The 26,415-nt window shown below is 49.4% G+C and carries 22 protein-coding genes; 11 read left to right on the forward strand and 11 right to left on the reverse strand.

Going from position 1 to position 26,415, the window contains the following annotated elements; all coding sequences use genetic code 11:
• Window positions 1-243 precede the first annotated feature (243 nt).
• From C6P39_RS07215 to C6P39_RS07230, 4 genes are all read right to left on the reverse strand, one after another.
• Entirely contained in the window at window positions 244-1,329 is a 1,086-nt protein-coding gene (locus tag C6P39_RS07215; protein WP_065544249.1) for a PucR family transcriptional regulator, read from the reverse strand.
• 164 nt (window positions 1,330-1,493) lie between these two features.
• On the reverse strand, window positions 1,494-2,606 hold the full coding sequence (locus C6P39_RS07220) for an ABC transporter ATP-binding protein (protein WP_095176196.1): 1,113 nt from the start codon (window positions 2,604-2,606) through the stop codon (window positions 1,494-1,496).
• A gap of 197 nt (window positions 2,607-2,803) precedes the next feature.
• Window positions 2,804-5,143 carry a HAMP domain-containing histidine kinase gene (locus C6P39_RS07225; RefSeq protein WP_104803297.1) on the reverse strand — a complete coding sequence of 780 codons (2,340 nt, stop codon included), beginning with the start codon at window positions 5,141-5,143 and terminating at the stop codon, window positions 2,804-2,806.
• Window positions 5,127-5,825 carry a response regulator transcription factor gene (locus C6P39_RS07230; protein ID WP_095176198.1) on the reverse strand — a complete coding sequence of 233 codons (699 nt, stop codon included), beginning with the start codon at window positions 5,823-5,825 and terminating at the stop codon, window positions 5,127-5,129. The genes C6P39_RS07225 and C6P39_RS07230 overlap by 17 nt, the downstream gene beginning before the upstream one ends.
• A gap of 347 nt (window positions 5,826-6,172) precedes the next feature.
• On the opposite strand from C6P39_RS07230, the gene C6P39_RS07235 reads away from it, so the two are divergent.
• On the forward strand, window positions 6,173-6,439 hold the full coding sequence (locus tag C6P39_RS07235; RefSeq protein WP_104803298.1) for a hypothetical protein: 267 nt from the start codon (window positions 6,173-6,175) through the stop codon (window positions 6,437-6,439).
• A 47-nt stretch (window positions 6,440-6,486) separates the two neighbouring features.
• Here the strand turns inward: C6P39_RS07235 and C6P39_RS07240 are convergent, their stop codons facing one another.
• From C6P39_RS07240 to C6P39_RS07265, 5 genes are all read right to left on the reverse strand, one after another.
• Window positions 6,487-7,836: a glucose-6-phosphate isomerase gene (locus tag C6P39_RS07240; RefSeq protein ID WP_104803299.1), complete on the reverse strand. Its 1,350-nt coding sequence runs from the start codon at window positions 7,834-7,836 to the stop codon at window positions 6,487-6,489.
• 126 nt (window positions 7,837-7,962) lie between these two features.
• Entirely contained in the window at window positions 7,963-8,793 is an 831-nt protein-coding gene (locus tag C6P39_RS07245; protein ID WP_104803300.1) for a hypothetical protein, read from the reverse strand.
• Window positions 8,794-9,066: 273 nt separating this feature from the next.
• Window positions 9,067-9,765 carry a 5'-methylthioadenosine/adenosylhomocysteine nucleosidase gene (locus C6P39_RS07250; protein ID WP_104805877.1) on the reverse strand — a complete coding sequence of 233 codons (699 nt, stop codon included), beginning with the start codon at window positions 9,763-9,765 and terminating at the stop codon, window positions 9,067-9,069.
• 106 nt (window positions 9,766-9,871) lie between these two features.
• The gene (locus C6P39_RS07255) at window positions 9,872-10,765 is read right to left on the reverse strand and encodes a dihydrodipicolinate synthase family protein (protein ID WP_104803301.1); all 894 of its coding nucleotides are present in this window, start codon (window positions 10,763-10,765) and stop codon (window positions 9,872-9,874) included.
• Window positions 10,766-11,102: 337 nt separating this feature from the next.
• Window positions 11,103-11,513: a hypothetical protein gene (locus C6P39_RS07265; RefSeq protein ID WP_242986975.1), complete on the reverse strand. Its 411-nt coding sequence runs from the start codon at window positions 11,511-11,513 to the stop codon at window positions 11,103-11,105.
• A gap of 156 nt (window positions 11,514-11,669) precedes the next feature.
• On the opposite strand from C6P39_RS07265, the gene C6P39_RS07270 reads away from it, so the two are divergent.
• From C6P39_RS07270 to C6P39_RS07315, 10 genes are all read left to right on the forward strand, one after another.
• Window positions 11,670-14,408, forward strand: a complete 2,739-nt coding sequence (locus C6P39_RS07270) for a molybdopterin-dependent aldehyde oxidoreductase (protein WP_104803303.1) — start codon at window positions 11,670-11,672, stop codon at window positions 14,406-14,408.
• Window positions 14,409-14,471: 63 nt separating this feature from the next.
• Window positions 14,472-16,721, forward strand: coding sequence for a pyridine nucleotide-disulfide oxidoreductase/dicluster-binding protein (locus C6P39_RS07275; protein WP_104803304.1), 2,250 nt, complete (start codon window positions 14,472-14,474; stop codon window positions 16,719-16,721).
• Window positions 16,721-16,942, forward strand: coding sequence for a DVU_1557 family redox protein (locus C6P39_RS07280; protein WP_095176206.1), 222 nt, complete (start codon window positions 16,721-16,723; stop codon window positions 16,940-16,942). Before C6P39_RS07275 ends, C6P39_RS07280 begins: the two co-directional genes overlap by 1 nt.
• A 4-nt stretch (window positions 16,943-16,946) precedes the next feature.
• Window positions 16,947-17,600, forward strand: a complete 654-nt coding sequence (locus C6P39_RS07285; protein WP_095176207.1) for a class I SAM-dependent methyltransferase — start codon at window positions 16,947-16,949, stop codon at window positions 17,598-17,600.
• Window positions 17,554-17,982 (forward strand): DVU_1555 family C-GCAxxG-C-C protein, encoded by a 429-nt coding sequence (locus tag C6P39_RS07290; RefSeq protein ID WP_095176208.1) that lies wholly within the window; start codon window positions 17,554-17,556, stop codon window positions 17,980-17,982. Before C6P39_RS07285 ends, C6P39_RS07290 begins: the two co-directional genes overlap by 47 nt.
• On the forward strand, window positions 17,979-19,097 hold the full coding sequence (locus C6P39_RS07295) for a DVU_1551 family NTP transferase (protein ID WP_104803305.1): 1,119 nt from the start codon (window positions 17,979-17,981) through the stop codon (window positions 19,095-19,097). The genes C6P39_RS07290 and C6P39_RS07295 overlap by 4 nt, the downstream gene beginning before the upstream one ends.
• Window positions 19,094-20,218: an aminotransferase class V-fold PLP-dependent enzyme gene (locus C6P39_RS07300; protein ID WP_095176210.1), complete on the forward strand. Its 1,125-nt coding sequence runs from the start codon at window positions 19,094-19,096 to the stop codon at window positions 20,216-20,218. Before C6P39_RS07295 ends, C6P39_RS07300 begins: the two co-directional genes overlap by 4 nt.
• Complete coding sequence (gene trsS, locus C6P39_RS07305) at window positions 20,208-21,917, forward strand: radical SAM (seleno)protein TrsS (protein WP_104803306.1); 1,710 nt, start codon at window positions 20,208-20,210, stop codon at window positions 21,915-21,917. Before C6P39_RS07300 ends, trsS begins: the two co-directional genes overlap by 11 nt.
• Before the next feature lie 2 nt (window positions 21,918-21,919).
• Complete coding sequence (locus tag C6P39_RS07310) at window positions 21,920-23,200, forward strand: DVU_1553 family AMP-dependent CoA ligase (RefSeq protein WP_104803307.1); 1,281 nt, start codon at window positions 21,920-21,922, stop codon at window positions 23,198-23,200.
• Entirely contained in the window at window positions 23,200-23,787 is a 588-nt protein-coding gene (locus C6P39_RS07315) for a histidine phosphatase family protein (RefSeq protein ID WP_104803308.1), read from the forward strand. The genes C6P39_RS07310 and C6P39_RS07315 overlap by 1 nt, the downstream gene beginning before the upstream one ends.
• A 291-nt stretch (window positions 23,788-24,078) precedes the next feature.
• Here the strand turns inward: C6P39_RS07315 and ilvD are convergent, their stop codons facing one another.
• The gene (gene ilvD / locus C6P39_RS07320) at window positions 24,079-25,809 is read right to left on the reverse strand and encodes a dihydroxy-acid dehydratase (protein ID WP_104803309.1); all 1,731 of its coding nucleotides are present in this window, start codon (window positions 25,807-25,809) and stop codon (window positions 24,079-24,081) included.
• Window positions 25,810-25,981: 172 nt separating this feature from the next.
• A complete protein-coding gene (locus C6P39_RS07325; RefSeq protein ID WP_104803310.1) occupies window positions 25,982-26,407 on the reverse strand; it encodes a hypothetical protein in 426 nt (141 codons plus the stop codon).
• Window positions 26,408-26,415 lie beyond the last annotated feature (8 nt).

Genomic DNA, 26,415 nt, shown 5'->3' on the forward strand with positions numbered 1-26,415 from the left:
TCCGACAAGTGACTTCCATAAAGGGATGTAGCACGGTTTCCAATAAAATACCAAATAGGGGTGCAGCACGATTTCAAATAAAATACCAAATAGAGATGCAGCAGGATTTGCAATAAAATACCAAATAGGGATGCAGCACAGTTTCCAGCAAAATATCAGAGCCGGAAGAGGCTGCGAAAAAAGCTGCCACATGCCCCGGGTGGATTCCCCGCGGCATATGGCAGCTCTGGCATATGATCCTCTTTAATCCTGTTTTTTCATAAATTCCATATAGCTGGAAACCATCAGCGCAATTTTGAATGTCAGTGCATCGTCAAACACTCTGATGTCAAGCCCTGTACTTTTCTGGATCTTCTCCAGTCTGTATACCAGTGTGTTCCTGTGCAGGAATAACTGACGTGAGGTCTCTGATATGTTCAGGTTATTGTCAAAGAATTTGTTGATCGTGTTTAGTGTCTCGTCATCCAGGGATTCCGGCAGTTTTCCTCCGAATACCTCTTTCATGAACATTTCACACAGAGGCATGGGAAGCTGGTAGATCAGACGGCCGATACCCAGGTTATTGTATCCCACAATGGTTTTCTCCACATAGAAAATCTTTCCTACATCAAGGGCCATTTTGGCTTCTTTATAAGAGCGTGATACATCCTTTATCTCATGGATAATATTGCCGTATGATACACGCACCTGTGACATAGCCTCCGCATTGAGCATATCCACGATCATTTTGGCGATGCTCTCAATGGACTCATAATTGTCGGTCTCCTCCAGGGTGCGGACAATTATTATATTTTTCTCATCAATCGCTGTAATGAAATCATTGGTTCTGGACACAAACAGATTCTTCAGAATCTCAATGGCATCCTGGTCCTTCTCATTTTTGGTCTCAACCAAAAGCACTACTCTCTTGGCCTCCACCGGGATGTGCAGCTTCTTGGCACGATTGTATACATCAACCAGAAGCAGATTATCAAGGATCAGGTTCTGGATAAAGTTGGATTTATCAAAACGTTCTTTGTAAGCCACTATCAGGTTCTGGATCTCAGCAACCGCTACACGACCAATCATATAGGCGTCCTCATTACCGCCTTTTGCGATCAGAATGAACTCCACAGACTGCCCGTCGTAGATCTTGAAGAAATGGTAGCCTTTCATTACCTGGCTGTCCGCCATTGATTCCACAAAGCCGGACACATCACCGAAATCCTCGTTCTCCACCGGAAATGTAGTAGAGTTTACCTTTCCATCCACATCCATAACACAGAGATCTATTCTCGTTATGGTTCTCAATTCTTCTAATGTCTTCTGTATCACCTGGCTTGAAATCATAGTTCTTCTCCTTCTGCGCACTTGTCAAAATACTAATATATCAATTACTATAACGTATTTTCGACAAAATATCAATTTTTTATTTTCATACAAAAGCTGGACGTCCCTGAGATATAAAAACTGCCGCAGATAAATCCGCGGCAGTCTGTATCTTTTCATAACAATTAGTTTGTAATTACCTGTTCTGTTTCTTTGTCGAATACATGAATCTTTTCCAGATCCAGAGAGAATTTAACAACATCGCCTGTTCTGGCTGTTGTACGCGGATTAACTCTTGCTGTCATCGGGAATCCTTCTGTGTCGAAGTATAAGTAAACCTCAGCACCAAGTAATTCGTAAACAGTGATCTTACCTTCAATCACGCTGCCCGGGAATGCCTGGATACGAGCTTCATCATCGTATACATGCTCAGGACGGATACCCATAACAACTGTCTTTCCATCATAACCGCCGTCGATCAACGGTTTTCTCTTGGAAGCAGGTAATGCGATCGTTGTTCCGCCAACTACCAGTTCAACTTCGCTGCCTTTTACGTGGCATACTGCATCCATCATGTTCATCTGCGGAGAACCGATGAATCCTGCAACGAACAGGTTCTTAGGAGCGTTGTATAAGTTCTGAGGAGTATCAACCTGCTGTACAATACCGTCTTTCATAACAACGATCCTTGTACCAAGTGTCATAGCCTCTGTCTGGTCATGTGTTACATAGATAATGGTTGCACCTAATCTCTCATGCAGTTTGGAAATCTCAGTACGCATCTGTACACGAAGTTTAGCATCCAAGTTTGACAGAGGTTCATCCATCAGGAATACTTTAGGCTCACGTACGATAGCACGTCCCATAGCAACACGCTGTCTCTGACCACCGGAAAGAGCTTTCGGTTTACGGTCTAACAGTTTCTCCAGGTCAAGGATCCTGGCTGCTTCTTTTACCATCTTATCAATCTGGTCTTTCGGAACTTTTCTCAGTTTCAGACCGAATGCCATGTTGTCATATACGGTCATATGCGGATACAGAGCGTAGTTCTGGAATACCATTGCGATATCTCTGTCTTTAGGTTCTACATCATTTACAACTTTATCACCGATTTTTAATGTACCGCCTGAAATCTCTTCCAGACCTGCGATCATACGAAGTGTTGTAGATTTACCACAACCTGAAGGACCTACGAAGATGATGAACTCTTTATCTTCAATTTCAAGGTTAAAATCTTTTACTGCTTCGAATCCGTTTGGATATGTTTTGTTAATATGCTGTAATGATAAGCTTGCCATTTTCATTTCCTCCTAATTGTTACGCGTCTCTTTGCTTTGATTAACTGTTACAAGTATAACACTGCCACCCCGTTTTTTACCATAGTTCAATTAAACAAAGATTAAATAAAGTCTTTGTTATCATCTCCAAGGAATTACACCCCATTGGCAATTTACCGAATTTTTTATTCTTCAATATACAACTTGCACAATGGATATTATTTCTCCATATTTTCTCCGCAGCCCGTGGACTCTATGGGAAATATCAGGGTGGTCTTAAACAGATCCCCATCCAGATAGATGATAAACCGGCCTCCCATAAGCTCCACCAGGTTCCTGGCAATGGAAAGTCCCAGGCCGCTGCCCTCTGTGCTCCTGGATTCATCCCCCTGGATGAACCGCTGGGTAAGCTCTTCCGCATCAATATTGAGAGGCTGCCTGGAAATATTCTTCAGGGAGAAGGCGACCCTGCCTTCCTCTATACTCATGTCCGCATATACACGGCTCCCAGGAAGGGCGTACTTGACAATATTGCCATAGAGGTTCTCCATAACCCGCCACAAGGCTCTCCCGTCAGCCCGGATATAAACCCGCTCCTTAGGCATACTGCTCACAGTCTCCAGACCGCGGCTTTCGAGCTGCTCAAAGAATTCCCCCTGCACCTGCTGCTGGAACTCCTGATAGTCCATCTGCTCCGGCTGGATATGGAAATTGCCGGAGTTGATCTTGGATACTTCGATCAGATCCTCCATCAGTATTTTCAAACGCTGAGTCTTTTTGTCCAGTACATCCACATACTCTTCAATCTTGGGGTTCACAGTTTTCTCCCGCTTTAACAGTCCGATATAGCTGATCATGGAAGTGAGGGGCGTCTTCAGGTCATGGGAGACATTGGCTATCAGGTCCGTCTTTCTGCGTTCATTGTGCACGCTCTCCTGCACAGCCTTTTCCAGATTGTCGCCGATCCTGTTAATGTTGCCGACGATTTCCGCATTTACCCCTTTCAGGTTCTCTGTAGGCAGTTTATATGCAAAATTATCCTGGGTGATCTTCCGCACACCATCCAGCATCTGCTCTCTTGCGGAGATCTCTTTCAGGATATGTCCGCCCGCGTACAGATTCAGGAACACCAGGACCACACCGCCCACGGTCCCTGCATGACACAGCAGATAACTGATGACCGTATAGGAAACAAACCCGGCCAGTGCCAGCGCCGCCCGCTTTCCGCCCCGGATACCTGCTTTATAATTTTCAATGATCTGGTTAATAATGCTCCCTCTGCCAAGGGTCCCGGTCTTCCCTCTGCGGAGGATACTCAAAACTCCTGCCAGCAGAAACGCATAGATGAAAAGAAGCAGGATAACATTTGCAGTAGCCTTTGGAGGAGGCAGGACTTCCTCCAGGCTGTTCCTGACGATCCATGCTCCAAGGTACAAAAACAATCCCATGGGAACCAGCAGAAATTCAATGGCGATCTTATCAAAATACCTGCCGATCCCTTTTCCCTGTCCGGCTCTTTTTATGGTCAGCACACAGAGGATCATCAGGGAAATGAAAAACGCGGCAGCGAATAACACCAGCCCCTTTGGAAAGGTTTTGATAAACCAGGACCATTTATGATAAAACTGACTGCCGCCCCACAGGTAATCCTTGGCTGCAAATGTCCGGTCGATCCAGACGGAGAGGGTGATGTTCTCCGTATCCACAATATCCTGATTGAGCTTCTTGATAATATCATACCGCATTTCATAAGACAGCGGGACATCTGTATCCAGAAAGAAGGTGTCTCCCTGAAACAGAATATGCGCGGCATTCTGCCGGTCCTCCTCCCCGGTACAGTTGGTGTAGACCTGGCCTGTCTCACGGTTTTCAAACCTGTATTTTATATTAGTATTTTCTGGCCTGAACTTTTCTTTGTCTTTCAGATATACCGGCATATCCGCGTCAATTTTCAGCAGGCACACAGCAAGTCCGGAGGAGCAGTGTACCTCGCTTGCCTTTTTCACATTTTTGTCCGACATGACAAATTCCAGAATGCTGTCAAATCCCTTAGGCGCATAAAGTTCGTCCAGAGTCCCTTTGATCTCCCTTAATTGACTGAAACTGTACAGACTCTTGTCATTCTCCTGGATGTAATTCCTCCACCACTGATAGCTCTCATTCTCCTTGCTCCAGTCATAAAGGTGCTGGAGCTTATACACAAGCCCGCTTGTATTACTGCCGCTTATGCTGCCCTGCTCCGAATATTCCAGGATATCCACCAGCTTATCCGGGTCGTATTCGCCGTCCGTCTCAAAATCATTCCTGAGACGGATATAATTGATCAGTTCAGATACCTCATTCTCCACATTCTGGGCATAATCCCTGGTCCTGTAATAGGGCGGTGTCTCCCCTGCAAGCCAGCCCGGATCCTGCCATACCTGATAATAGTCGGCAATGATAATGTAGATCATCACAATTACCGCAAATAAAAAATGCAGGATCAGTGTCCCTGGATAACAGAACGGACGCCTATTCCTGCCGGGTTTTTTCTCTTTTCTATTACGAAATATTGTCAATTTTGTATCCCACTCCCCAAACAACTTTCAAATACCTCGGGTTTTTTGGATTCAATTCAATCTTCTCTCTGATATGCCGTATATGTACTGCCACCGTATTATCAGCGCCTATGGCTTCCTCATTCCAAATATTACGGTAAATCTGCTCAATAGAAAATACTTTGCCCTTATTCTTCAGAAGAAACAAAAGGATATTATATTCAATGGGGGTAAACCGCACCCCTTTGCCATCCAGGGTCACTTCCTTCGTATCATCATTCACAAGCAGTCCCCCGGAAAAATAAATGTGCTCCCCCTGTCCTTTCGGCATATTTCCCAGTTCGGTGTAACGTCTTAACTGGGATTTCACCCGGGCAACCAGTTCCAGGGGATTGAAGGGTTTTTCCATATAGTCATCTGCTCCCGCATTAAGCCCTGCGATCTTGTCCTCATCCTCTGTTTTGGCTGTCAGGCAGATAATGGGGATACTGGAGAATCTGCGTATCCGGGTGATGGCCTGTATTCCGTCCATTTCAGGCATCATGATATCCACCACCAACAGATGAACCTTCTCCCTGCGCACCGCTTCCACAGCCTCTATTCCATCATATGCGCACAGTACCTCATATCCTTCCTCCGAAAGATAGAGCTCTATGGCACGAACAATCTCTCTATCATCATCACAAACAAGTATCCTGAACATGTAACCACCTCTTGTCATTATTTTGCTATCGGGCACGACATCCTGCCAGGGATGCCTGTACCCTGAATCGTCTCAGGACGTGGCGTCACTGCTGTAAATCCATTATACCATTATTTCTACATTTACCGTAAAGAAACGTAGATAAATTCCATAAAATTAAGAAATACTTAAAGAATACATATTAAATATACAGATAATGAACTTTTCTTCTGTATACAGCATTAACAAAACAATGACTTCAGGCAATTCCTAAATCAACAGTAATTCTTTCCGTATTACTTTACATATGTCGAATTCTTTTTTATAATAATACGAATTAGACAAATTCAATGGAAAGGAATTTTATTATGTTTCGTTTGATGGGAACAATTTATAAAGACACGCATATAGTCAAGAGTACCGTTATATGCGATGAGACGGATACCAACCGCACCAAAAAAGTATTTCACGGTCTGGACGCCATATGCTATGAATTCGATCTGGAAAAACCGCTGTGGCTGGATGTGAATATCAAGGACTTCCAGAAGCACGCTAAAGCGCGTTTTAACCAGGATAATTTTATTGAGGTATTGGATTTTGATTTTCTGGAGATCCAGGTGATTGAGGAGGGATAAAAAAATGGCCTGCACGGAAGTTGTGAACTTCCGCACAGGCTTTTTTATTAAAGTCTTTTCAGTAACTCTTCTCTTCTGTCCTCGTATCCCGGTTTTCCAAGGAGTGCGAACATGTTCTTCTTGTAGCTCTCAACACCAGGCTGATTGAAGGGGTTCACACCTGTCAGGTAACCGCTGATACCACAGGCAAATTCAAAGAAATAAAACAACTGTCCGAGATAGAACTCATCCTGTTTCGGGATTTTCACCATCAGGTTCGGTGTGTTGCCGTCTGTATGGGCAAGGATGGTTCCGTTCATAGCGCTCTTGTTTACAAAGTCCATGCCTTTTCCTGCCAGATAATTCAGGCCGTCCAGGTCACTGTCTGCCTCTTTGATGGCAAGATCTTCTTTTGGCTCTTGGATGGCAAGAACTGTCTCGAACATGATTCTGGAGCCGTCCTGGATAAACTGTCCCAGGGAGTGCAGGTCTGTGGTAAAGTCCACGGATGCAGGGTAGATACCCTTCTGATCCTTGCCTTCGCTCTCGCCGTATAACTGTTTCCACCATTCTGCCACATAGTGCAGGGTTGGCTCATAGTCAGCCAGAATCTCTACGGATTTGCCTTTTCTATGAAGAATGTTGCGGACTGCCGCATACTGCAGAGCGTCATTTTCCGCATACGGAGTATTCAGTGCCAGTTCTCTTCCGGATGCTGCACCTTCCATGAGCTTGTCAATGGAAACGCCGCTCACTGCGATCGGCAGGAGTCCAACGGCTGTCAGCACGGAGAAACGTCCTCCAACGTCATCCGGAACTACGAAGGTCTCATATCCTTCCTCAGTTGCCAGGGTCTTTAATGCACCCTTCGCTTTATCTGTTGTCGCATAAATCCTTTTTGCTGCTTCTTCTTTTCCGTACTTGTTCTCAGCCATTTCTTTGAACACACGGAAAGCAATTGCCGGTTCTGTTGTAGTACCGGATTTTGAAATGACATTAATGGAGAAGTCTCTGTCTCCGATAACATCAGCCAGGCCTTTTACATACGCACCGCTGATATTATTTCCTACATAATAGATTTCCGGAGCTTTACGGGCTTCTTTTGTAAGGTTGTTATAAAATGGATGGTTCAGGAAATCAATGGCAGCTCTCGCTCCCAGGTAGGACCCGCCGATACCGATCACAAGCAGCACATCGGAATCACCTTTAATCTTCTCTGCTGCTTTTTTGATGCGGTCGAACTCTTCTTTGTCATAGTCTACCGGAAGGTCGATCCAGCCCAGGAAGTCATTTCCAAGACCGTTTCTGGATACCAGAGTTTCTTTGGCCGCTTCCACCATTTTTTCCATTGCTGATACTTCTTCTTCGCGGATCACATTGGCGGCTTTTGAATAATCAAATGTAACTTTATTTCCCATTGCTCTCTTCTCCTTTTTCCTGTCGTTTGCCTGAAGCTGACCTGACAAACCGTCAAGACAGCATGTAGGGCTTTACTTGAACGTTGTCATTCAACAAATATAGTTTAGCAAATGATGGGAGGTTTATCAAGTTAGAAATTCCTTTATCACATCTTTGACGATGGCCTCCTCCTCTTTGTTCAGGAGATGACTGTACCGTTCATCTGTGGCTGCCGCTTCCCGGATACGCTCTTCCACCTTCTCGGCCCGGGTGTCTTTATCCTGCCCGCGGCGGTCCGGCATAGCACGCTCCTTCTGGGCTTTCAGCCGTTGTTCCTGCTGGATCTGTTCCTGTTCCTTTGCCTTTGTTCTTGCCCTTCTGCCCGTCTTTCCCGCTTTTGCCGCTCTGGCAGCTTTGGAATTTGAGTTCTGACGGACCGGTTCGATCTGGATGACCTTCTGGCTGTCACCCTTCTGGTTTTCCATATAATCCAAAAGATTTGTCTCAATAACCTCCTCCTGGAATCCCATGGATATGACCATTCGGATCAGAAGAAGCACAATACCCATAACCGCTGCGCTGCCCACGAGAAGTCCCATAGCCGGGAAATCACGGGTGATGACCGGAAATGAGATTCGTTCCAGGCCTGTCCTCCTAAGCCACAGCACCCCGGCACCCGCTGCCAAAAAAGAGAGGACAAAAGTATACCAGGATACCCCTTTCATCTGCCGAAGGGTTATCGGTCCTATCTTTCGTCCTCTCATCCGCCTTGTGAGATACACAGCGGGGTTATGTATCGCTGAATCGTCTTTTACATTTCTTTGATATTCCAGCAGAAACTGCTGCAGCCATTTGTCTTTTACCGCCGGAATGTTTTTCATATCCCGGATTACTCTTCTGTTGCTCCCGTAGATTGCCAGTACGCTGAACAGGCTTAATAACCCCATCAGCCAGGTGCCATAATAAAATAAGTGCACAGTAAATCCTCCTCACTATTTCGGCGCGCAAAAAGCTCGCTCTTTATGGCATTCATTATATAGCAACCCGGGCGTTTTGAAAACAAAAATCGTGCGTCAAATGGCGACAAAAGCCGCCTTTTCGTTACTGTACACAGGCCACTGTACCAGGAGGCGTTTTCATGCCGAAAGCGTGAAAATCCCGAGGCGGCCAGCGCGATATGGGGCAGAATGCTCCATATCTGTGCATCGCGAAGCGTGTTACTGGACACGGAGTGTACAGTAACGCCTTTTCTATAGTCTCTCCACCATGCTCTCCACCAGATTTACGGTGTGGCGGATGGCCTCTCTTTCAAAGGCGGGATAGTCCATATGGGCGCTGTCATCCGCCTTGTCGGAAATGGCCCTTATGACCAGATAGGGGATCTGATTGAGGTATGCAGCCTGTCCGATGGCCGCCCCTTCCATCTCTGTACAGTATCCGCCTGTGTTCTCAATGATCCGGTCTTTCAGCTCTTTTTGGGCTACAAACTGGTCGCCGCTCACTACACGGCCCTCAAACACCCGGATATCGGGATTGACCCGGCGGCAGACCTCCGCGGCCAGGCTGCGCAGTTGTTCGTCCGCAGGAAATGCCAGTGTGTCCATTCTGGGGACCTGGCCGATGGGATAGCCGAACTCTCTGGCATCCATATCGTGCTGCAGGGTATCTGTGGAGAGGACAATATCGCCGATATTGATCTCCGCCCGCAGTGAGCCTGCCACGCCGGTGTTGATGACAGCATCCACGTGAAAATCATCCGCCAGGATCTGGGTGCAGATACCCGCATTGACCTTGCCGATCCCGGAGCGCACGATCACAGCCTCCCTGCCGTTTAACCTGCCGCTGTAAAACTCCATGGACGCCTTTTTCTCTACTTTCACGTCCGTCATCTTTTCTTTCAGGATTGCCACTTCTTCCTCCATGGCTCCTATGATCCCTATATGTTTCATTATGATGATCCTTTTGTAACTGTACAGTGCCTGCACAGCTGCATCCTTTCTGTCATTTATGATCACGGTTCACACGTCACTGTCTTGCAGGTGTCTTGCTGCAGGTTCAGATGATCTCCGCCTGTTTCAGTATTTCCCTGATCTTCTCTGTCTCATTCTCATCCGCGGAAAGCAGAGGCGCCGCACAGGCAGGATCCATCTCCACGCCGCACAGGACCATGGCCTTTTTGATAATAGGTATAAACTGCTCCGCCACGTCGTAGATCGCCATCAGGCTGTCTATCTTCTGCTGATATGCCTGCATGGCCGGCAGATCATTATCCCTGGCCGCTCCGGCAAATCCTGCTGCCACAGCCGGAGCAAAGTTGGAAAGCCCTGCAATACAACCGTCCCCGCCGCTTAACACATTGTGGGCAAAGAACTCGTCAAAACCGGAATACACCAAAAATTCCGGAAACTCACGCTTAACAGCCTGGATAATGGCACGGGTATGTCCCATAGTTCCCACAGTATCTTTGATCCCTACAATATTCTTATGTCTGCGCACCAGACCCAGGATCACTTCCGGTTTTAAATCGTATCCTGTTCTTGCAGGGAAATTGTAGAGGAGCACAGGTCCGTTCACACGGTCCGCCAGGCTGTCGTAGAAATTTTCCACCGCGCTGTCAGGCAGATTGAAGTAATATGGGGAAATCACCATCACACCGTCCGCCCCGGCATCTAGGGCAAAATTGGAAAACTCCACGCACTCCTCAAACTCCATGCTGTTGGTGCCGATGTAAACAGTGACTCTGTGGTCAATGCAGGCCACTGCTTCCCGCACCATATCTTTCTTTTCCTCCATGGGCAGCGCGAAAAATTCACCGATGCTGCCGAAAATCAGGATCCCGTCTATGCCTCCCTGAATCAGGTGTTCATAAATCCTTTTATTGGCCTCTGTATCAATATGTCCGTTCTCATCCAGTGCCGTCACCACCGGTGTAATCCATTTTGCTTTCATTGTCTTCTATCCTCTCTGTTATTTGGTAAAAATTATAACACGCATTTTCCCATGAAACAACTTTCCGACGTGAGTTTTTATCCGGCTTTTTCTTGTAACTATTCAGTAGGTCTGGGCATGCACTGCGCTGACTGTAAGAAAGTGTACCACGGCCAAGCAAAAATCCCATCGCCAAAGGCGATCCTGCATGGATTTTTGTCTGTAACTGTGAGGGTACTGAAGAGTTACTTTTTCTTTATAAAACTTCTCTGCGGCATTGCGAAAAAGCTTGACTGAACCCCTATTTATATGTACAATATTTATATAATAGGTATTATTTTCCAACATTTTTTCGTCATTATTCATGTAAACCGTGACCTTTACATGGGCTGTGGTCCTCTCCCTGACCGGTAATGTCAGACACCTTGTCCGCTGCTGTCTCAGAGAAAAACACGATCTCGGAAGGTTCCCCGGAGACATTTTCCCCGCGAAGGACCAGTCCGTTGCTGTTTTCTCTGTATGTAAGCGGCAGCAAACGGCTGTATACGCGTCCCTCTGCCTCATCCTGCACATGGACGGTAACCTGGGATGCCCGGATGTATTCCGTGTCTGCATCCCCATACAGCAGTTCCATTCTGGCATCCAGGGCCTGCAGGATCTGTCTGTGAAGCTCACCTGACTGCCTGGGATCCTCCGCGCCGGCTGCGGCCATAAGGTAATCCAGCAGTCTTGCCACCTGAAGTTCAATCTCCTGATATAAATTCTCCATGTTCTCTCCTTTCTCTCCGCCATCTTGTATATCTGCTATTATACAGGAAGAACAGCGGAAAGAAAAGATGTGATACACTGCTACTTACGAGACATAATACCCCCCTGCTACCAGAACAGCCTGAAGGAACTGATAACAGCCAAAGGAGGTATCCATATGATCAAAAAAGTATTGAAAATCAACGGTCTGCCCCGCACTTTAATTGTAAATGAGGAAGATTCCCTTGCCAAGGTCCTCCGTGAGCAGATGATGCTGACGGGATGTAAAGTAGGCTGCGGTCAGGGCCAGTGCGGTACCTGTACTGTCATCGTAAACGGTAAGGCAGTCCGCTCCTGTATCATGAAGATGGGCAGGCTGGAAGATGACTCGGAAATTGAAACCATTGAGGGTATCGGCACCATCGACGATCTCCATCCCCTTCAGGTGGCATGGATGGGACACGGATGTGCCCAGTGCGGGTTCTGTTCACCCGGATTTATCATGTCCGCCAAAGTTCTTCTGGAAGAAAATCCTTCCCCCACCCGTGAGGAAGTGCGCCACTGGTTCCAGGTACACAGGAATCTGTGCCGCTGTACCGGATATAAACCTCTGGTGGATGCCGTTATGGACGCGGCAAAGGTCCTGAGAGGCGAAATGAAAAAAGAAGACCTGATCTTCAAGCCGGTGGGCAACAAGATACTGGGAACCAGCTATATCCGTCCGTCAGCCCTGAAGAAAGTAACCGGAACCTGGGATTACGGCGCTGACATGGCGCTGCAGATGCCCCCGAACACGGCACGGCTGGCGCTTGTACAATCAGAGATTCCCCATGCAGTCTTAAAGGGTGTTGATCATTCCGAAGCAGAAAAGATGCCGGGCGTGATCAAAGTCATCACCGCAAAGGATGTAAAGGGAAAGAACCGCATCAGCGGCCTTATCACATTTGCCAACAACAAAGGGGACGGCTGGGACCGCCCAATCCTCTGTGATGAGAAGATTTTCCAGATAGGGGATGCGGTGGCCATGGTAGCTGCCGACACGGAGGAACACGCAAAGGAAGCGGCAAAGAAGGTCAAACTGGACCTGGAACCTCTTCCCGCCTATATGAGCGCACCGGAAGCAATGGCTGAGGATGCCATTGAGATCCATCCGGGAACACCGAATATTTACTATGAGACCAACTGTATCAAAGGGGAGGAAACAGGCCCGATCATGGAGTCTGCGCCCTACGTGGCTGAAGTGGAGACCTACAGCAGCCGCCAGCCTCACCTTCATCTGGAACCGGACTGCGGCTTTGCTTATATAGATGAGGAGGGCAGGCTTACCGTACACTCCAAGAGCATTGGTATCCACCTGCACTCTGCCATGATCACTGCCGGCATCGGTATTGAACCGGACAAATTCCGGCTTGTGCAGAACCCCTCAGGCGGAACCTTCGGATATAAGTTCAGCCCCACCATGGAAGCCCTTCTGGGCGTTGCCTGTCTGGCGCTGGACGGACGTCCCTGTTCCCTGGTTTACGATATGTACCAGAATATCACCTATACCGGAAAACGCAGCCCGGCCTTTATGAACATCCGTATGGCGGCAGATGAAAACGGCAGATTCCTGGCACTGGAAGGTGACAATTATATTGACCACGGCCCGTACTCCGAGTTCGGTGACCTGCTGACCATGCGTCTGTCACAGTTTACAGGTGCAGGATATGACATCCGTAATATCCGCAACAAAAGCCAGACCGTATGTACCAACCATGCCTGGGGCTCCGCCTTCCGCGGTTACGGTTCTCCCCAGTCCTATATGGGCTCTGAGGTCTGCATCGATGTGCTGGCAGAAAAGATGGGCATTGACCCCTTTGAGCTGCGGTACCGCAACATTTACCGGAAAGGAAGCGGATGCACCACACCTACAGGACAGGAACCTGAAGTGTACTGTCTGGAGGAGATGTATGAGAAAGCGCGGCCTGTCTACTATGAAGCAAAGGAAAGGCTTGCAAAAATGAATACTGACAAGTTCCGGTACGGCGTAGGCTTTGCCAGCGGTATCTACGGCTGCGGCCTGGACGGCAAGGACAGTTCCTTTGCCAATATCCGCCTGAATCCTGACGGAACCTGTACGGTCTACAACTCCTGGGAAGACCACGGACAGGGCGCTGATATCGGTGCGCTGACCATGGCCCATGAAGTTCTCAGGGAAGCCGGATTCACACCGGAAATGATCAAGCTGGTGCAGAACGATACAGCCCTCACACCTGCATCCGGACCTGCGGGGGGAAGCCGTTCCAATGTGGTTACGGGTAATGCCACACGTGTGGCAGCGGAAATGCTTTTAAATGCCATGAGAAAGGACGACGGAACCTTCCGCACCTATGAGGAGATGACAGCAGAAAACATCCCCACTTACTATGAAGGCACATGGGCTGCCGCAGCCTGCACGGACTGCGACCTGGAGACAGCCCAGGGTGCACCGTTCAGCAATTACATGTACGAACTGTTTATCCCTGAAGTGGAAGTCAACATGGAAACCGGAAAAGTGCGTGTCATCCGCCTGACCACGGTATGCGACTTTGGAACCATTATCAACAAGATCGTGGTGGACGGCCAGGTCTACGGCGGCTGTACACAGGGTATCGGACTTGCGCTCACTGAGGACTTTGAGGATTACAGCAAACATACCACCTTAAAAGGATGCGGTATCCCTTATCCTGAGGATGTGCCTGATGACTTTAATATCATATATACGGAAACCTCCAGGCCTTTAGGCCCGTTCGGGGCATCCGGCTGCGGAGAAGGCCCGCTCACTGCCGGCCATCCGGCTATATTAAGCGCCATCTATAACGCCACCGGCGCAAGGGTCCTGGAAATCCCCGCACGGCCTGAAAAGGTAAAAGAAGCCATCAACGCTTTGAAACAGTAGTTTAAAAACACCCATAGGAGGGCGCTTCGGGGCCTTCCTTACATAAAAGGCAGGAGGGATCCCATGCTTGAACTGAACCAGCAAAAATTGCATGAACTGGAAGCGAAATGCACGAAAGAACAGCCGCCTGCTGCCATGGCCGCCTGTCCCCTTCATGTGGACTGCCGGGAAATATGCCGGGCCATCGCTGTCTCCGATTTTTCCAGAGCCAGAGAACTGTACGAAAAAAATGCGGTCTTTCCCGGTATTTTGAGTTATTTGTGCGAGGAACCATGCCAAAATGCCTGTATCAGAAAAGAACACGGTGATCCCGTAAGCTTACGCCTGCTGGAATGTGCCGCGCAGGCCTATGGTTCCCTGAAGAAAAAAAGAACGTTCCTCTCTAAAAGAGCTGAGAAAGCCGCAATCGTAGGAGCGGGCCTGACCGGGCTGGCTGCCGCGCTTGAATTAGGGAAAAAGGGCTATTCTGTCACCGTGTTGGAACAGGCCCCGAAACCCGGCGGTTTTCTGCTGACAGAAAGACGCCTGCCCCGGGAGATCCTGGAAAAGGACTTGGAGCGGCTGAATGAGTATAAAATTGAAATCCACACCCTTAATAGGGTTGATCATATAGAGACTCTCACGGCGCAGTACGATGCTGTTTTACTGGCCTGGGGGCTTCATACACCGGCTGTACATGCGGATGCCGTAACCTTTGCTGCCGATGAGGACAAGCTGTTTGCAGCGGGAGATGCCGTAAAAAGCAGCAGCGGAACTATACCGGATGCCATCTCTGAAGGCAGACGCGCGGCCATCTCCATGGACCGTTATCTCAAAAAAGTATCGCTCACCGCAGGCCGGGAGGGGGAAGGGGCATTTCGCACTACACTCCACGTCACGGGAAAAGATGTGGAGTCTTTAAACTCCCGCCTATCATCCCGGCTCCCCTCAAAAGAGGAGGCCGTACAGGAGGCCTCCCGCTGTCTGGAATGTACCTGTACGGACTGCATTGACGCCTGCGCCTTTATGCGCCGCTACAAAGCCTGGCCAAAGAAATATCTGAGGGAAGTATACAACAACCTGGCTATCGCCATGGGTACCAGGCACGCCAACAAAATGATAAATTCCTGCAGCCTCTGCGGGCAGTGTGCCTCTGTTTGCCCCCATGGTTTAGACCTGGGCGAGGTGATACAGGAGGCCAGGAATATCATGGTATCCCAGAATAAAATGCCTTCCTCAGCCTTTGAATTCGCCTTGAACGACCTGACCTTTTCAAACTCGGAGCACTGCTTTCTTGTGAAGCCTGACCCTGAGAATATCAAACCCGCCTATGTGTATTTTCCGGGCTGCCAGCTTGGGGCTTCCACCCCGGAGACTGTATGGCAGTCTTACAATGACCTCCGCGCCCGCCTTTCCGGGGGAACCGGCATAATACTGGGCTGCTGCGGCATTATGGCAAAATGGGCCGGACGCGGGGATATCTATGAAAAGACAGTCCTGCAGCTTAAAACTGCCTGGGAAAGCCTGGGATGCCCTGAAGTGATCACCGCATGTCCTGCCTGCCTTACCTCTCTTTCGGAGGCGGTTCCGCAGATGCACTGTACAGGTATCTGGGAAATCCTGCATACGATGGGCCTGCCGGTGACAGCGCATACCGGGGATATATCCCTGAGGATCCATGATGCCTGCCAGGCAAGAAATTCTCCCCGGATCAGAGAGCAGGTCAGGCATCTGGCCCATTCCATGGGATGCAGCATATCAGAAGGCCTCTATACAGGGGCGTCCTCCGGCTGCTGCGGTTACGGCGGACTGACACAGTTCTCCAATCCCACACTGGCAGATGAGATGGCGGGGCAGTGCGTCTCGGATTCCGATACTGCCTTTCTTACATACTGCATTAACTGCCGGGACCGCTTCCTCAGACAGGGAGCGGAGGCTTACCATATACTGGAACTCATTTACCCTTCTTCCCATGAAGAACACAGATGGCCTTCCTACTCTGTAAGACAGCAGAACCGTATGTACTTAAAACGCAGGCTGTCAAAAGAGCTGTGGGGGGAACAAACTAAAGGAGAGATGCCCTTGAAATTATTTTATGACAGTGAGACCGCGGACCTGCTGGAAAAACGCCTGATCTTAGAGCGGGATATCTGCTCTGTCATCGAAGCGGCTGAAAAGGACCGGGAACGGATACGTGATACCAGGAGCGGCCTGTGCATTGCACATAAGAAGGTGGGGAATGTCACGTTCTGGGTACGGTACCTGCCCAGGGAGGACGGATATGAGATCCGCAGGGTATATGCACATCGTATGGAAATCAAAGGGGATATGTAATGTCAGAAAAATACTATGAAACTTATGCGTTTGAACCCGGCAGCCTTGTCTGCGACAAATGCGGCACGGCGCTTGAACCGGGTGAGGTGGTGCTGCACTATATGGGAAACGATTTCCCTATTGAAATGCCGAAATGTCCTGTCTGCGGACAGGTCTTCATTCCGGAGGAACTGGCAACCGGGAAAATCCTGCAGGTAGAACAGGCATTGGAGGATAAATGACTAAATGACAGAATTAAAGGAAAATGACATCTGGGCAGACCAGGCGGCCTCCCATCCGGGAGGTAAGATGCTGACCAAAAGAATGATACAAAAGGCGCTCCAGGGAGGCTGGCTGGCAAACCACTGCCGGCTTCTGGATCTGGGTTGCGGCAGCGGGGAGACAGTAAGACTGCTCCGCGGCATGGACTTTAACGCTGAGGGCATTGATCTTAGAGCTGATCTAAACCAAGCCCATCTGGTAAGAGGGGACGCGTCCCTGCTCCCATGGGAGGCAGAAAGTTTTCAGGGGGTCCTGGCGGAATGCACTTTATCTGTAACCGGAACCGAACAGGTACTGCCTGAGGTCCTGCGGATCCTGGAGCCGGGAGGCATCTTTCTGGTATCCGATCTCTTTGAACTCGGGTGCCGGCCTTCCTGGCCTGAGAAGTATGATCTTGAGCTTTTGTATCTGGAGAATGCAACACCTTGTCTGAGAAATTACATCAGTGAGTGGATCTGGAAACAGGAACGAGCCTGTCCGCCCCTCTGTCTTGGGGGCCGGCGGATCTCTCCCGATGATCTGACTTACTACTATGCAATACTGCGAAAGAGAAAGGGGGCAGGATACTTTAATGGAACTCAGAGAATATCTGATGGAGTTAGGAATGCAGGGCTTTGAGTGCAGCCAGATCCTCATGCTGCTGGCCCTGGAAACGGACGGCTGTGAAAACCCTGACCTGGTACGGGCAATGAGCGGACTTACCGGAGGAATGGGGCACTGCCGGAAGGAATGCGGCGCACTGACCGGAGGCTGCTGCGTACTGGGATATTTCGCCGGAAGAGGAAGCACGGAGGAGATGGAACATAATCGGTTTACACAGATTGTAAAGGATTATGTAAACTGGTTTCAGGAGCAGTACGGCACTTTGGAGGGAAATACAGACTGCCGCTCCATACTGGGAGAAGATTTCTCCAAAACTTTTGCTGTATGCCTTCCCATACTGGAAGCGTGCCAGGAAAAATTGACAGCGCTTTTAAGCGAGAATGGTGTGATTGATTGAGTGAGAAAAAATACGAAAATATTTATGTACTGATCGCGGCTGCCGGTTGTTCCCGGCGCATGAAGCAGTTTAAGCCGCTGCTGCCGCTGCATGACATGTGTATTCTGGAGTCCACTCTGAAAAATTTTCAGGATGCGGGACTGCACAATATTATAACTGTTGTGGGATACCGGAAACAAAAGATGATTCCCATTCTGAAAAAAGCCGGTGTCCTTATTGTGGAAAATAACGCCTATGACGAAACAGACATGCTGGAGTCCATACGTCTCGGACTGCAGTCCGTCCCGCCCCGGGCCGATGCCGTATTTCTATGCCCTGCTGATGTGGCCCTTGTGTCCCCTTTTACCGTACAGGAACTCATTGCACATCACAGGGCATTTCCGTCTTCTGTTCTGCTGCCTGCTTATCACGGGGAATGCGGGCACCCGCCCCTTTTTACCAGGCCTGTCATGGAGGCCCTGACTCACTACAAGGGGGATAAGGGGATGCGCGGTGTGCTGGAGATGTTTCAGGATGACACAGAGATCCTTGAAGTACCTGATCCGGAGATCCTGGAGGATGCAGACCTGCCCAAGGACTATGAACGCCTGAAGGCTGCCGCAAAGAACAGGGCAGTTCCCAGCGTCCGGGTGTGTGAGGATATATGGGATTACGTGAAGACGCCCTCCCGGGTCCGGGCGCACTGCAGAGCGGTGGAGAGAACCGCACTGAAACTTGCAGAAACATATGAAGCCCGACACGATAGCCGGAGCAGCAGCCTTATAGATATTACGGTGCTGTCAAGGGCAGCACTTCTACATGATATGCTGAAAACACAGCCACACCATGCCAAAGCCGCTGCGGACATGCTGGAACTTATGGGATACTGCGGTGTGGCCGGATGTGTGCGGTACCACAAACAGCTTCCCACGCATTTTCGGGACACTGTGAGTGAAACCACCCTGCTCTATCTGGCTGACCGACTGGTGATCGAGGACCGAAGTGTAAGTCTTGCGGAACGTTTCCTGCAGAAGAAAGCAGGATTTACTGGAAATACGGAGGCACTGGAATGTCTGGAAAGAGACAGGAAAACCGCGGAACATCTGTATGAATTGATAAGGGGTGAAAAGCCATGATCTATCTGAACAACTCTGCAACCTCATTTCCAAAACCGCCTGCATACGCGGACGCCTGGGCCAAGACCGCAGGAAAAATACCGGGGCACGGAGTCCGTTCCACGTACCGTGAGGGAAAAGAAAATACGTCATGCCGCCAGCGTCTGGCAAAGATGCTGGGTATTGATGACAGCAGACAAATCATATACACACTGAACGCCACTCACGCCCTGAATATGGGGCTGCTGGGCTTCCCCTGGGCGCCGGGTGATGTGGTCCTGACAAGCCGGGCTGAACATAACTCTGTACTGCGTCCTCTTTACTTTCTGCAGAAAAAGGGCCTTATCCGTTATTATGAGCTGGATACAGACAGAAGCGGACGGCTGGACATGGCAGTTTACCGTGAAGCCCTGAAAACCCTTCATCCCCGTATGGTCGTGATCACCCATGCCTCCAATGTGACCGGAGCCGTGAATGATATTCCCGTTATTGCCGGGGAAGCCAAAAAAGCCGGGGCCGCGGTCTTTTTGGACGCTGCACAGACAGCCGGGCTGATCCCGGTCCTGCCTGCCTTATGGGGTGTGGATATGGCTGCGCTCACAGGGCACAAATATCTTCTGGGACCACAGGGTACCGGAGCGCTGTATGTCTCCCGTGATATAACTCTTCAACCTGTTTATACAGGAGGCACCGGCATCCATTCGGATCTGGACGAGATGCCGGAGGAATATCCCATCCGGCTGGAGGCAGGCACCCAAAATGAACAGGGCATGGAAGTGCTGGGGGAAATGCTTGCCTGGGCAGAAGAACATCCCTTCAACCCGGGGCAGATACTGGACTATTCTTATATGCTGGAAGACACGCTGAAAGGGCTTGGATGTTCTGTAGTTCCGGTATCCGGAAACCGCACGCCTGTGGTAACTTTTACTTCGCCAGACTATTCACCTGCTGATATCGGGGATATGTTAAGCGGCAGCTTTGACATTATCTGCCGCACCGGACTTCACTGTGCCCCACATATTTTTCCCTGCATAGGAGCGGGAAGGGATGGGACGGTGCGGTTCAGTCTGTCCAGATTCACTTCACTGATGGAGGTTCAGGAGGTCATAGGGGTGTTAAAGGAGATTTTCAATGGGAATTAAAATACTGGACTGCCAAAGGGCAGATAACTGTTTTGCAGATGCCAAATCTTACGCCTATACACTCTCTTCCCCTGTGGATGACCGTCTCTTAAAGCTTCTGTCCGGCTGGGGAAGGATTAAGGTGCGCAGAGATTTCAGAAGGCCGTTCTTCACGCTGGACACAGACCAAGGGATCCGGGTGAAGGGGATTCTCAATCAACCTATCATTAAGGCCGGATTTTCCGGGGATGACTGGGAGGAAATGAAGATGGAGTTTGAAAAACGGCTGTGTGGTTGTGAGGACTCTGCTGAAGGCTGTGATGGGACTAAACAGGACATTCTGGGATATACAGAGAGTGTCTGCCCTGTCTGTCTTAAAAAACTGGAAGCCCGGAAGGTGCGGACAGGGAATCAGGTGTTTTTGGAAAAATCCTGCCCGGAGCATGGTGATTTCCGCGCGCTTATCTGGAATGGTGCCCCTGCCTATGAGACCTTTGACAGAGAACGCTGTTTTGTATCCCCTGTGGCACCTGCTGTCAAAGCAGACAAAGGCTGTCCCGATGACTGCGGGCTCTGTGCCCAGCACAGACAGCGTACCTGCTGTGTGCTGCTGGAGGTGACGAACCGCTGTAACCTGGAATGTCCTGTATGCTTTGCCTCCTCCCGGGCCGAAACAGATGCGCAAACGGCAGGGTCCGAAAATGAACCTGACATGGAAAATATCCAGCATCGTTTTGAGGCCATGATGAGCATGGGCGGACCCTTTAATATCCAGCTTTCCGGCGGGGAACCTACTATGCGCAATGACCTGGCAGATATTATCCGTATGGGTAAGGAGACAGGATTTCCATTTTTCCAGCTCAATACAAACGGAATCCGGATCGGGAAAGATCTTGCTTATTTGAAGGAATTAGCAGATGCTGGACTTGACTGTGTGTTTCTGCAGTTTGACGGACTGAGGGAGGAGACGTACAGGGCACTTCGGGGCCGGGAACTCCTGAAAGAAAAAATGGATGCCATTGCGGCCTGTGAACGTGCCCGTGTGGGGGTTGTACTGGTACCTGTGATTGTTCCGGGGATCAATGACGGGGAGGTGGGGGATATCCTTAACTTCGCGCTGAAACATATGCCGGCTGTGAGAGGCGTACACTTTCAGCCTGCCAGCCAGCTCGGCAGATATGACCCCCTGCTTTCCAAGAAGCATTTTACCCTGCCTGACCTGCTTCGGGCCATCGAGACCCAGACCGGGGGAAAGATGAAGGCAGAACATTTTTCACCGGGAAATGCGGAAAATCCTTACTGCTCCTTCAGCGGAAATTTCATACTCCGAAAAGACGGAACTCTGCAGCCGTGGCGTAAGGAAAAGACCTGTGGATGCGGCACCAAGGACGCTTCCCGGAAAGCCAGGGAATTTGTAGCAAGGCAGTGGGCAGCTCCCTCTGAACCATGCTGCTGTTCTGATTCACCGTTTCACAGCAGATCGACCTGTTGTGACACCAGTTCACTTGATGATTTTCTGGAACGCCTGGAACATGATACCCTGGCAGTATCGGCCATGGGCTTTATGGATGCCTGGACCCTGGACCTGGATCGGTTAAAGGAGTGCTATATCCATGTGGTCACAGGGGAAGAACCGGTTCGTCTGATCCCATTTTGCGCCTATAATCTGACTGCACAGGACGGGACCTGCAAATATAGGGGACATGAGAAAGGAAACTGAAAATGCCCATAAAAACATGTGTGTTAGATGACTGGATAGCGAAAAAAGAAAATATCACCCTTTCTTCCCGAAAGGAATTAAATAGCTGGCATCTGGAAAGAATACGTGCTCTGCTTTCCTTTGCGGGGGAGAACAGCCCCTGGTACAGAAAAAAATTGACCGGATTCCCTCTGCCAAGATCCCTGGAGGCGTTCGCATCCTTTCCCACAATGGACGGAACGGATTTAACTGACGCCGGACTGTCCCTGCTGTGTGTTTCACAGGGGGAGATCAGCCGGGTAGTTACTTTGCATACTTCAGGCACGGAGGGGCTGCCTAAACGTATTTTTTATACGGCTTCTGACCAGGAACTGACCGTGGATTTTTTTCATCACGGAATGGCTGGGCTGACAAAAGCGGAGGAAACTGTGATGGTATTCCTGCCCTTTAAAAAGAAAGGAAGCGTGGGGGATTTACTCATGCAGGGGCTTAGGCGGCTGGGCGCATATCCCATTGGCTTCGGAATCATAAGCAGCCTGGAGGACTGCGCGGCTCGCTTACTTGAAAGGCAGGTCTCCTGTGCCGTGGGAATTCCGGTCCAATTTCTGGCACTGGCGGAATACTGCAGGCAGCAGCATATAAAGCTGCCTTTGAAAACTGTGCTTTTAAGTACCGATCACCTGCCGCTTCCGGTGCGGGAGAGAATATCCTCCGGTCTTGGATGTGAGGTATTTGATCATTTCGGCATGACAGAGACAGGACTTGGAGGTGCCCTGGAGTGCAGCGTGCATAAGGGAATGCATATCCGGGAAAATGATATTTATGCGGAAATCCTGCATCCGGTCACACATGAGGTCCTAAAAGACGGTTCGTGGGGTGAACTTGCAGTCACTACGCTTACCAGAAGGGGTATGCCTCTTCTGCGATACCGCACCGGGGATCTTGCCAGGTTCCTTCCCGGTTCCTGTGCCTGCGGAAGTGTATTAAAACGTCTGGAATGCGGAGGGAGGATCAGGGAGAACGGCCTGACCGTAAAACTGGATGAGGCCTTGTTCTCCATAGATACTCTGGTTGATTATGAAGCGGAATATGAACCGATGGAAAAAACGCTTTCCCTGAAGCTGAAATTTATGGGAAACGGATTCCGTGGAGATCAGGCAAATATTGAAATGAAAGTAAAAAGGGCAGTCTTTGGACAGGGACTAAATCTGGTTTTTGAAAGGATACTGGTATCCTATTACAGCGTGGATAGATTTTTAGATGCTTATGCAGGAAAAAGGAGCATTAAGATAAGGGGGAAGTGATGAGGCTTATTTTTATGCGGCACGGTATTCCCGATCTTATGTACGGGAACGGAAAATGTACAGGACAGGCAAAATGTGTGGGACAGACCAATTATCCCCTGTCGGCAGCCGGATGCGGCAAGATAGAGAAAAGCGCTCTGGAGCTGAAAGAGAATAATACTCCTCATGTGATTTACAGCAGCCCTCTGCTGCGCTGTGTACAGAGTTCCTGTATACTGAGGCCGTATTTTGATTGTGGGATTTATTTTACCGAAGGCCTTGCGGAGATTTATATGGGAGAATGGGAAAATCTGCTTTTTTCTGAGATAAAAGCCAGATACCCGCAGGAGTATCACAGACGGGGGTGTGCAATGGGAGATTATTGTGTGCCGGGCGGAGAATCCTTCCGGGAAGTCCAGATGCGGGCGGCGGCGGTTGTTCGCCAGGCTGCAGCGGCCGCAGCGGCGGATGATACGATTCTCTTTGTAACCCATATAGGGGTGATACGAAGCCTGTTGTGTCTGTATGAGGACAGGCCCCTTGCACATTTGTTTGAATACTCCCTGGATTACGGCGAATATGTGGAGGTGTCTCCATCCGTTTTTTAAATACGGGGGCAGCGGCAGTATATCCGCCGCTGTCGTATTTTTATATTTCGCCGTATTTCTATCTTTCACTGTATTTCTATATCTCACCGCATTTCTATATCCCACCGCATTTCTATATCTCAACGCATTTCTATATTTCAACGCACTGCTATATCTCAACGCATTTCTATATCTCAACGCATTTCTACATCTCAACGCATTTCTATACCTCAACGCATTTCTATATCTCAACGCATTTCTATATCTCAACGCATTTCTATATCTCACCAAATTTCTATATCTCTTGGTATTTTATACTTCCTCGTATCCCGCGCCTTTCATGGCTGATATGGCATGGCTTGTATAGCGGCCAAACAATCCTTTTCTTTTTGGACGGGGAAGGATGCCGGACTCTGACCGTTTTTTCAGGATTGCTTCTATCTCTTCCCGGGGAAGTTCTTTTCCCCGTATGCCCACAACATCCAGGCTTCTGTTCTGTACGCTATATTTCAGTATATCACCTGTCTCTATAAAAGCCAGGGGGCCTCCTGCGGCTGCCTCGGGGGAAACATGACCGATGGCGGCACCTCTTGTGGCGCCCGAGAATCGTCCGTCTGTTACCAGGGCAACTGTGCCGTTGAGACGTTCATCGCAGACAATGGCTTCTGTTGTCATCAGCATTTCCGGCATACCGCTTCCTCTTGGTCCTTCGTAGCGGATAACAAGAATGTCTCCCGGATCCACCTGTCCGTCCACAACTGCCTGGTAGGCATCTTCCTCACGGTTGTATACCTTTGCCGGGCCAATGTGCTCCCGCATAGTTTCGATGCAGGCTGAATACTTGATCACTGCGCCTTCCGGTGCCAGATTGCCCTTTAAGATGGCAATGGAGCCTTTTTCCTCCGCTTTCTCCACAGGGAAAATGACCTGGTCACGTTCCAGACCATAATTGTGAAGATAACCCAGGTTACGGGCAAAAAAATTGTCTTTTTCCAAATCTTCCAGATTCTCACCCAGCGTTTTGCCTGTGACAGTCATCACATCAAGATGCAGCATGTCCTTTAAGTAAATCTGGACCATGGGGATTCCTCCGGCAAACCAGAAGGATTCCGTCAGGTGCTGACCGCTTGGATTGATATTGCCAATATGGGGCACTTTGTGGTTCAGGTCATCGAAAAGTTCCGGCTCCAGCGTAATCCCCAGTTCCCTTGCTATGGAAGGAAGGTGGATCGTGGCATTGGTGGAGCCTCCGATGGCACTGTGAATGATAATGGCATTTTCAAATGCCTCTCTTGTCATGATGGCTCCTGCCGTAATATCACGCTCTGCCAGCTCCATGATCTTTCGTCCCGCCTTTCTGGAATAGGCGAAAATATCACGCATAGTAGCCGGCATAACGGCAGTTCCGGGAAGCGCCATACCCAGAGCCTCCGCCATACACTGCATCGTGCTGGCAGTTCCCAGGAAGGTACAAGCCCCACAGGACGGGCAGCCTGTAAGTTTGTAATCTCTGATCTCCTGCTCTGTGACAGCCCCTTCACGCTTTTGCCGCAGAGAAATGTCTCCGGCAACCAAAGATGTGGTCATATCCGGGCCGGGGCGCATACTGCCTCCCGGAATAAAGATTGTAGGCATGTCCAGACGGGCCGCTGCTTTTAACTGGGCAGGAATAGACTTATCGCAGGAGGCGGAAAGGATCATACCGTCCCATGGATATACGCAGCCGTGTACCTCAATCATATCGCAGATGGCTTCACGGGAAGCCAAAATGTAATTCATGCCGTCGTGACCCTGGGCACATCCGTCACAGATATCTGTAGTGTGATATTGAGCCGGATAGCCGCCTTTCTCAAATACCCCGTATTTTGCCTGTTCCATAAGGCCGGACAGGTGGGTGCTGCCGGGATGACTGTCTCCGAAGACATCTTCCAGCAGGATCTGCGGTTTTTTTATGTCCTCCTCATCCCATCCTGAGCCCATCTGCAGGGCGTCAAACTGGGACCAGAGAAGACGCTGGGGAGCACTTTTTTGTTTGTGGTTCATAGTGTGTTATGTATCCCTTCTTTATAGATTATTTGATGATTTCATATTACAACTTTTTGGGGGATTTGACTACTGTTAATTGAGAGAACGCTGAAGTACAAAAGCCGCGGAACGAAGACGAATCTCTTTGTTCCGCGGCTTTTGTAAATATATAAGGAGGTTTTTATCAAGCTTACTTTAAACGTTTTCTGACTACATATTCCCTTGCTCCGGCTATAAGCAAAACACCTGCAAAAACTCCTACACACAGAAGACCCGTATAGTCGTTTTTTGTTATGTTTTCCCCTTCATCCAGGGGTACCTGCTCACCGTTGATCGTAACTGTTTTTCTGTTATCTGTATCTTCTGCAGTGTCCGAATCATCTGCTGACACGGTATTACTTTGCTGCTTATCTTTATCATCCTGAGGGATATTTCCTGTACTTTCCTGTGTCTGTTTTTCGTCCGTCTCTGTATGGGAAGCTTCTGCCTGCCGGCTCGTGCGGCTGCTTTCGCCGGATAGGCTCTGTTTCGCCTGGGCAATGGTTATGTTTCCCAGGATCATGGCAATGCATAATGTGAGCGGTAAGATTTTTTTCCGTAATCTCTTATGTCCCATAATGCACT

This window comes from Blautia marasmi (genome assembly GCF_900258535.1).
Taxonomy (GTDB): Bacteria; Bacillota; Clostridia; order Lachnospirales; family Lachnospiraceae; genus Blautia; species Blautia hominis.

Excerpts from the sequence above, each read along its gene's own strand:
- C6P39_RS07310 (WP_104803307.1), top strand. The coding sequence starts at position 21,920 with ATGCCCATAAAAACATGTGTGTTAGATGACTGGATAGCGAAAAAAGAA.
- C6P39_RS07240 (WP_104803299.1), bottom strand. The coding sequence starts at position 7,836 with ATGGGAAATAAAGTTACATTTGATTATTCAAAAGCCGCCAATGTGATC.
- ilvD (WP_104803309.1), bottom strand. The coding sequence starts at position 25,809 with ATGAACCACAAACAAAAAAGTGCTCCCCAGCGTCTTCTCTGGTCCCAG.
- C6P39_RS07325 (WP_104803310.1), bottom strand. The coding sequence starts at position 26,407 with ATGGGACATAAGAGATTACGGAAAAAAATCTTACCGCTCACATTATGC.
- C6P39_RS07215 (WP_065544249.1), bottom strand. The coding sequence starts at position 1,329 with ATGATTTCAAGCCAGGTGATACAGAAGACATTAGAAGAATTGAGAACC.
- C6P39_RS07235 (WP_104803298.1), top strand. The coding sequence starts at position 6,173 with ATGTTTCGTTTGATGGGAACAATTTATAAAGACACGCATATAGTCAAG.
- C6P39_RS07315 (WP_104803308.1), top strand. The coding sequence starts at position 23,200 with ATGAGGCTTATTTTTATGCGGCACGGTATTCCCGATCTTATGTACGGG.
- C6P39_RS07300 (WP_095176210.1), top strand. The coding sequence starts at position 19,094 with ATGATCTATCTGAACAACTCTGCAACCTCATTTCCAAAACCGCCTGCA.
- C6P39_RS07265 (WP_242986975.1), bottom strand. The coding sequence starts at position 11,513 with ATGGAGAATTTATATCAGGAGATTGAACTTCAGGTGGCAAGACTGCTG.
- C6P39_RS07285 (WP_095176207.1), top strand. The coding sequence starts at position 16,947 with ATGACAGAATTAAAGGAAAATGACATCTGGGCAGACCAGGCGGCCTCC.
- C6P39_RS07255 (WP_104803301.1), bottom strand. The coding sequence starts at position 10,765 with ATGAAAGCAAAATGGATTACACCGGTGGTGACGGCACTGGATGAGAAC.
- trsS (WP_104803306.1), top strand. The coding sequence starts at position 20,208 with ATGGGAATTAAAATACTGGACTGCCAAAGGGCAGATAACTGTTTTGCA.
- C6P39_RS07275 (WP_104803304.1), top strand. The coding sequence starts at position 14,472 with ATGCTTGAACTGAACCAGCAAAAATTGCATGAACTGGAAGCGAAATGC.
- C6P39_RS07280 (WP_095176206.1), top strand. The coding sequence starts at position 16,721 with ATGTCAGAAAAATACTATGAAACTTATGCGTTTGAACCCGGCAGCCTT.
- C6P39_RS07220 (WP_095176196.1), bottom strand. The coding sequence starts at position 2,606 with ATGGCAAGCTTATCATTACAGCATATTAACAAAACATATCCAAACGGA.
- C6P39_RS07230 (WP_095176198.1), bottom strand. The coding sequence starts at position 5,825 with ATGTTCAGGATACTTGTTTGTGATGATGATAGAGAGATTGTTCGTGCC.
- C6P39_RS07270 (WP_104803303.1), top strand. The coding sequence starts at position 11,670 with ATGATCAAAAAAGTATTGAAAATCAACGGTCTGCCCCGCACTTTAATT.
- C6P39_RS07250 (WP_104805877.1), bottom strand. The coding sequence starts at position 9,765 with ATGAAACATATAGGGATCATAGGAGCCATGGAGGAAGAAGTGGCAATC.
- C6P39_RS07290 (WP_095176208.1), top strand. The coding sequence starts at position 17,554 with ATGGAACTCAGAGAATATCTGATGGAGTTAGGAATGCAGGGCTTTGAG.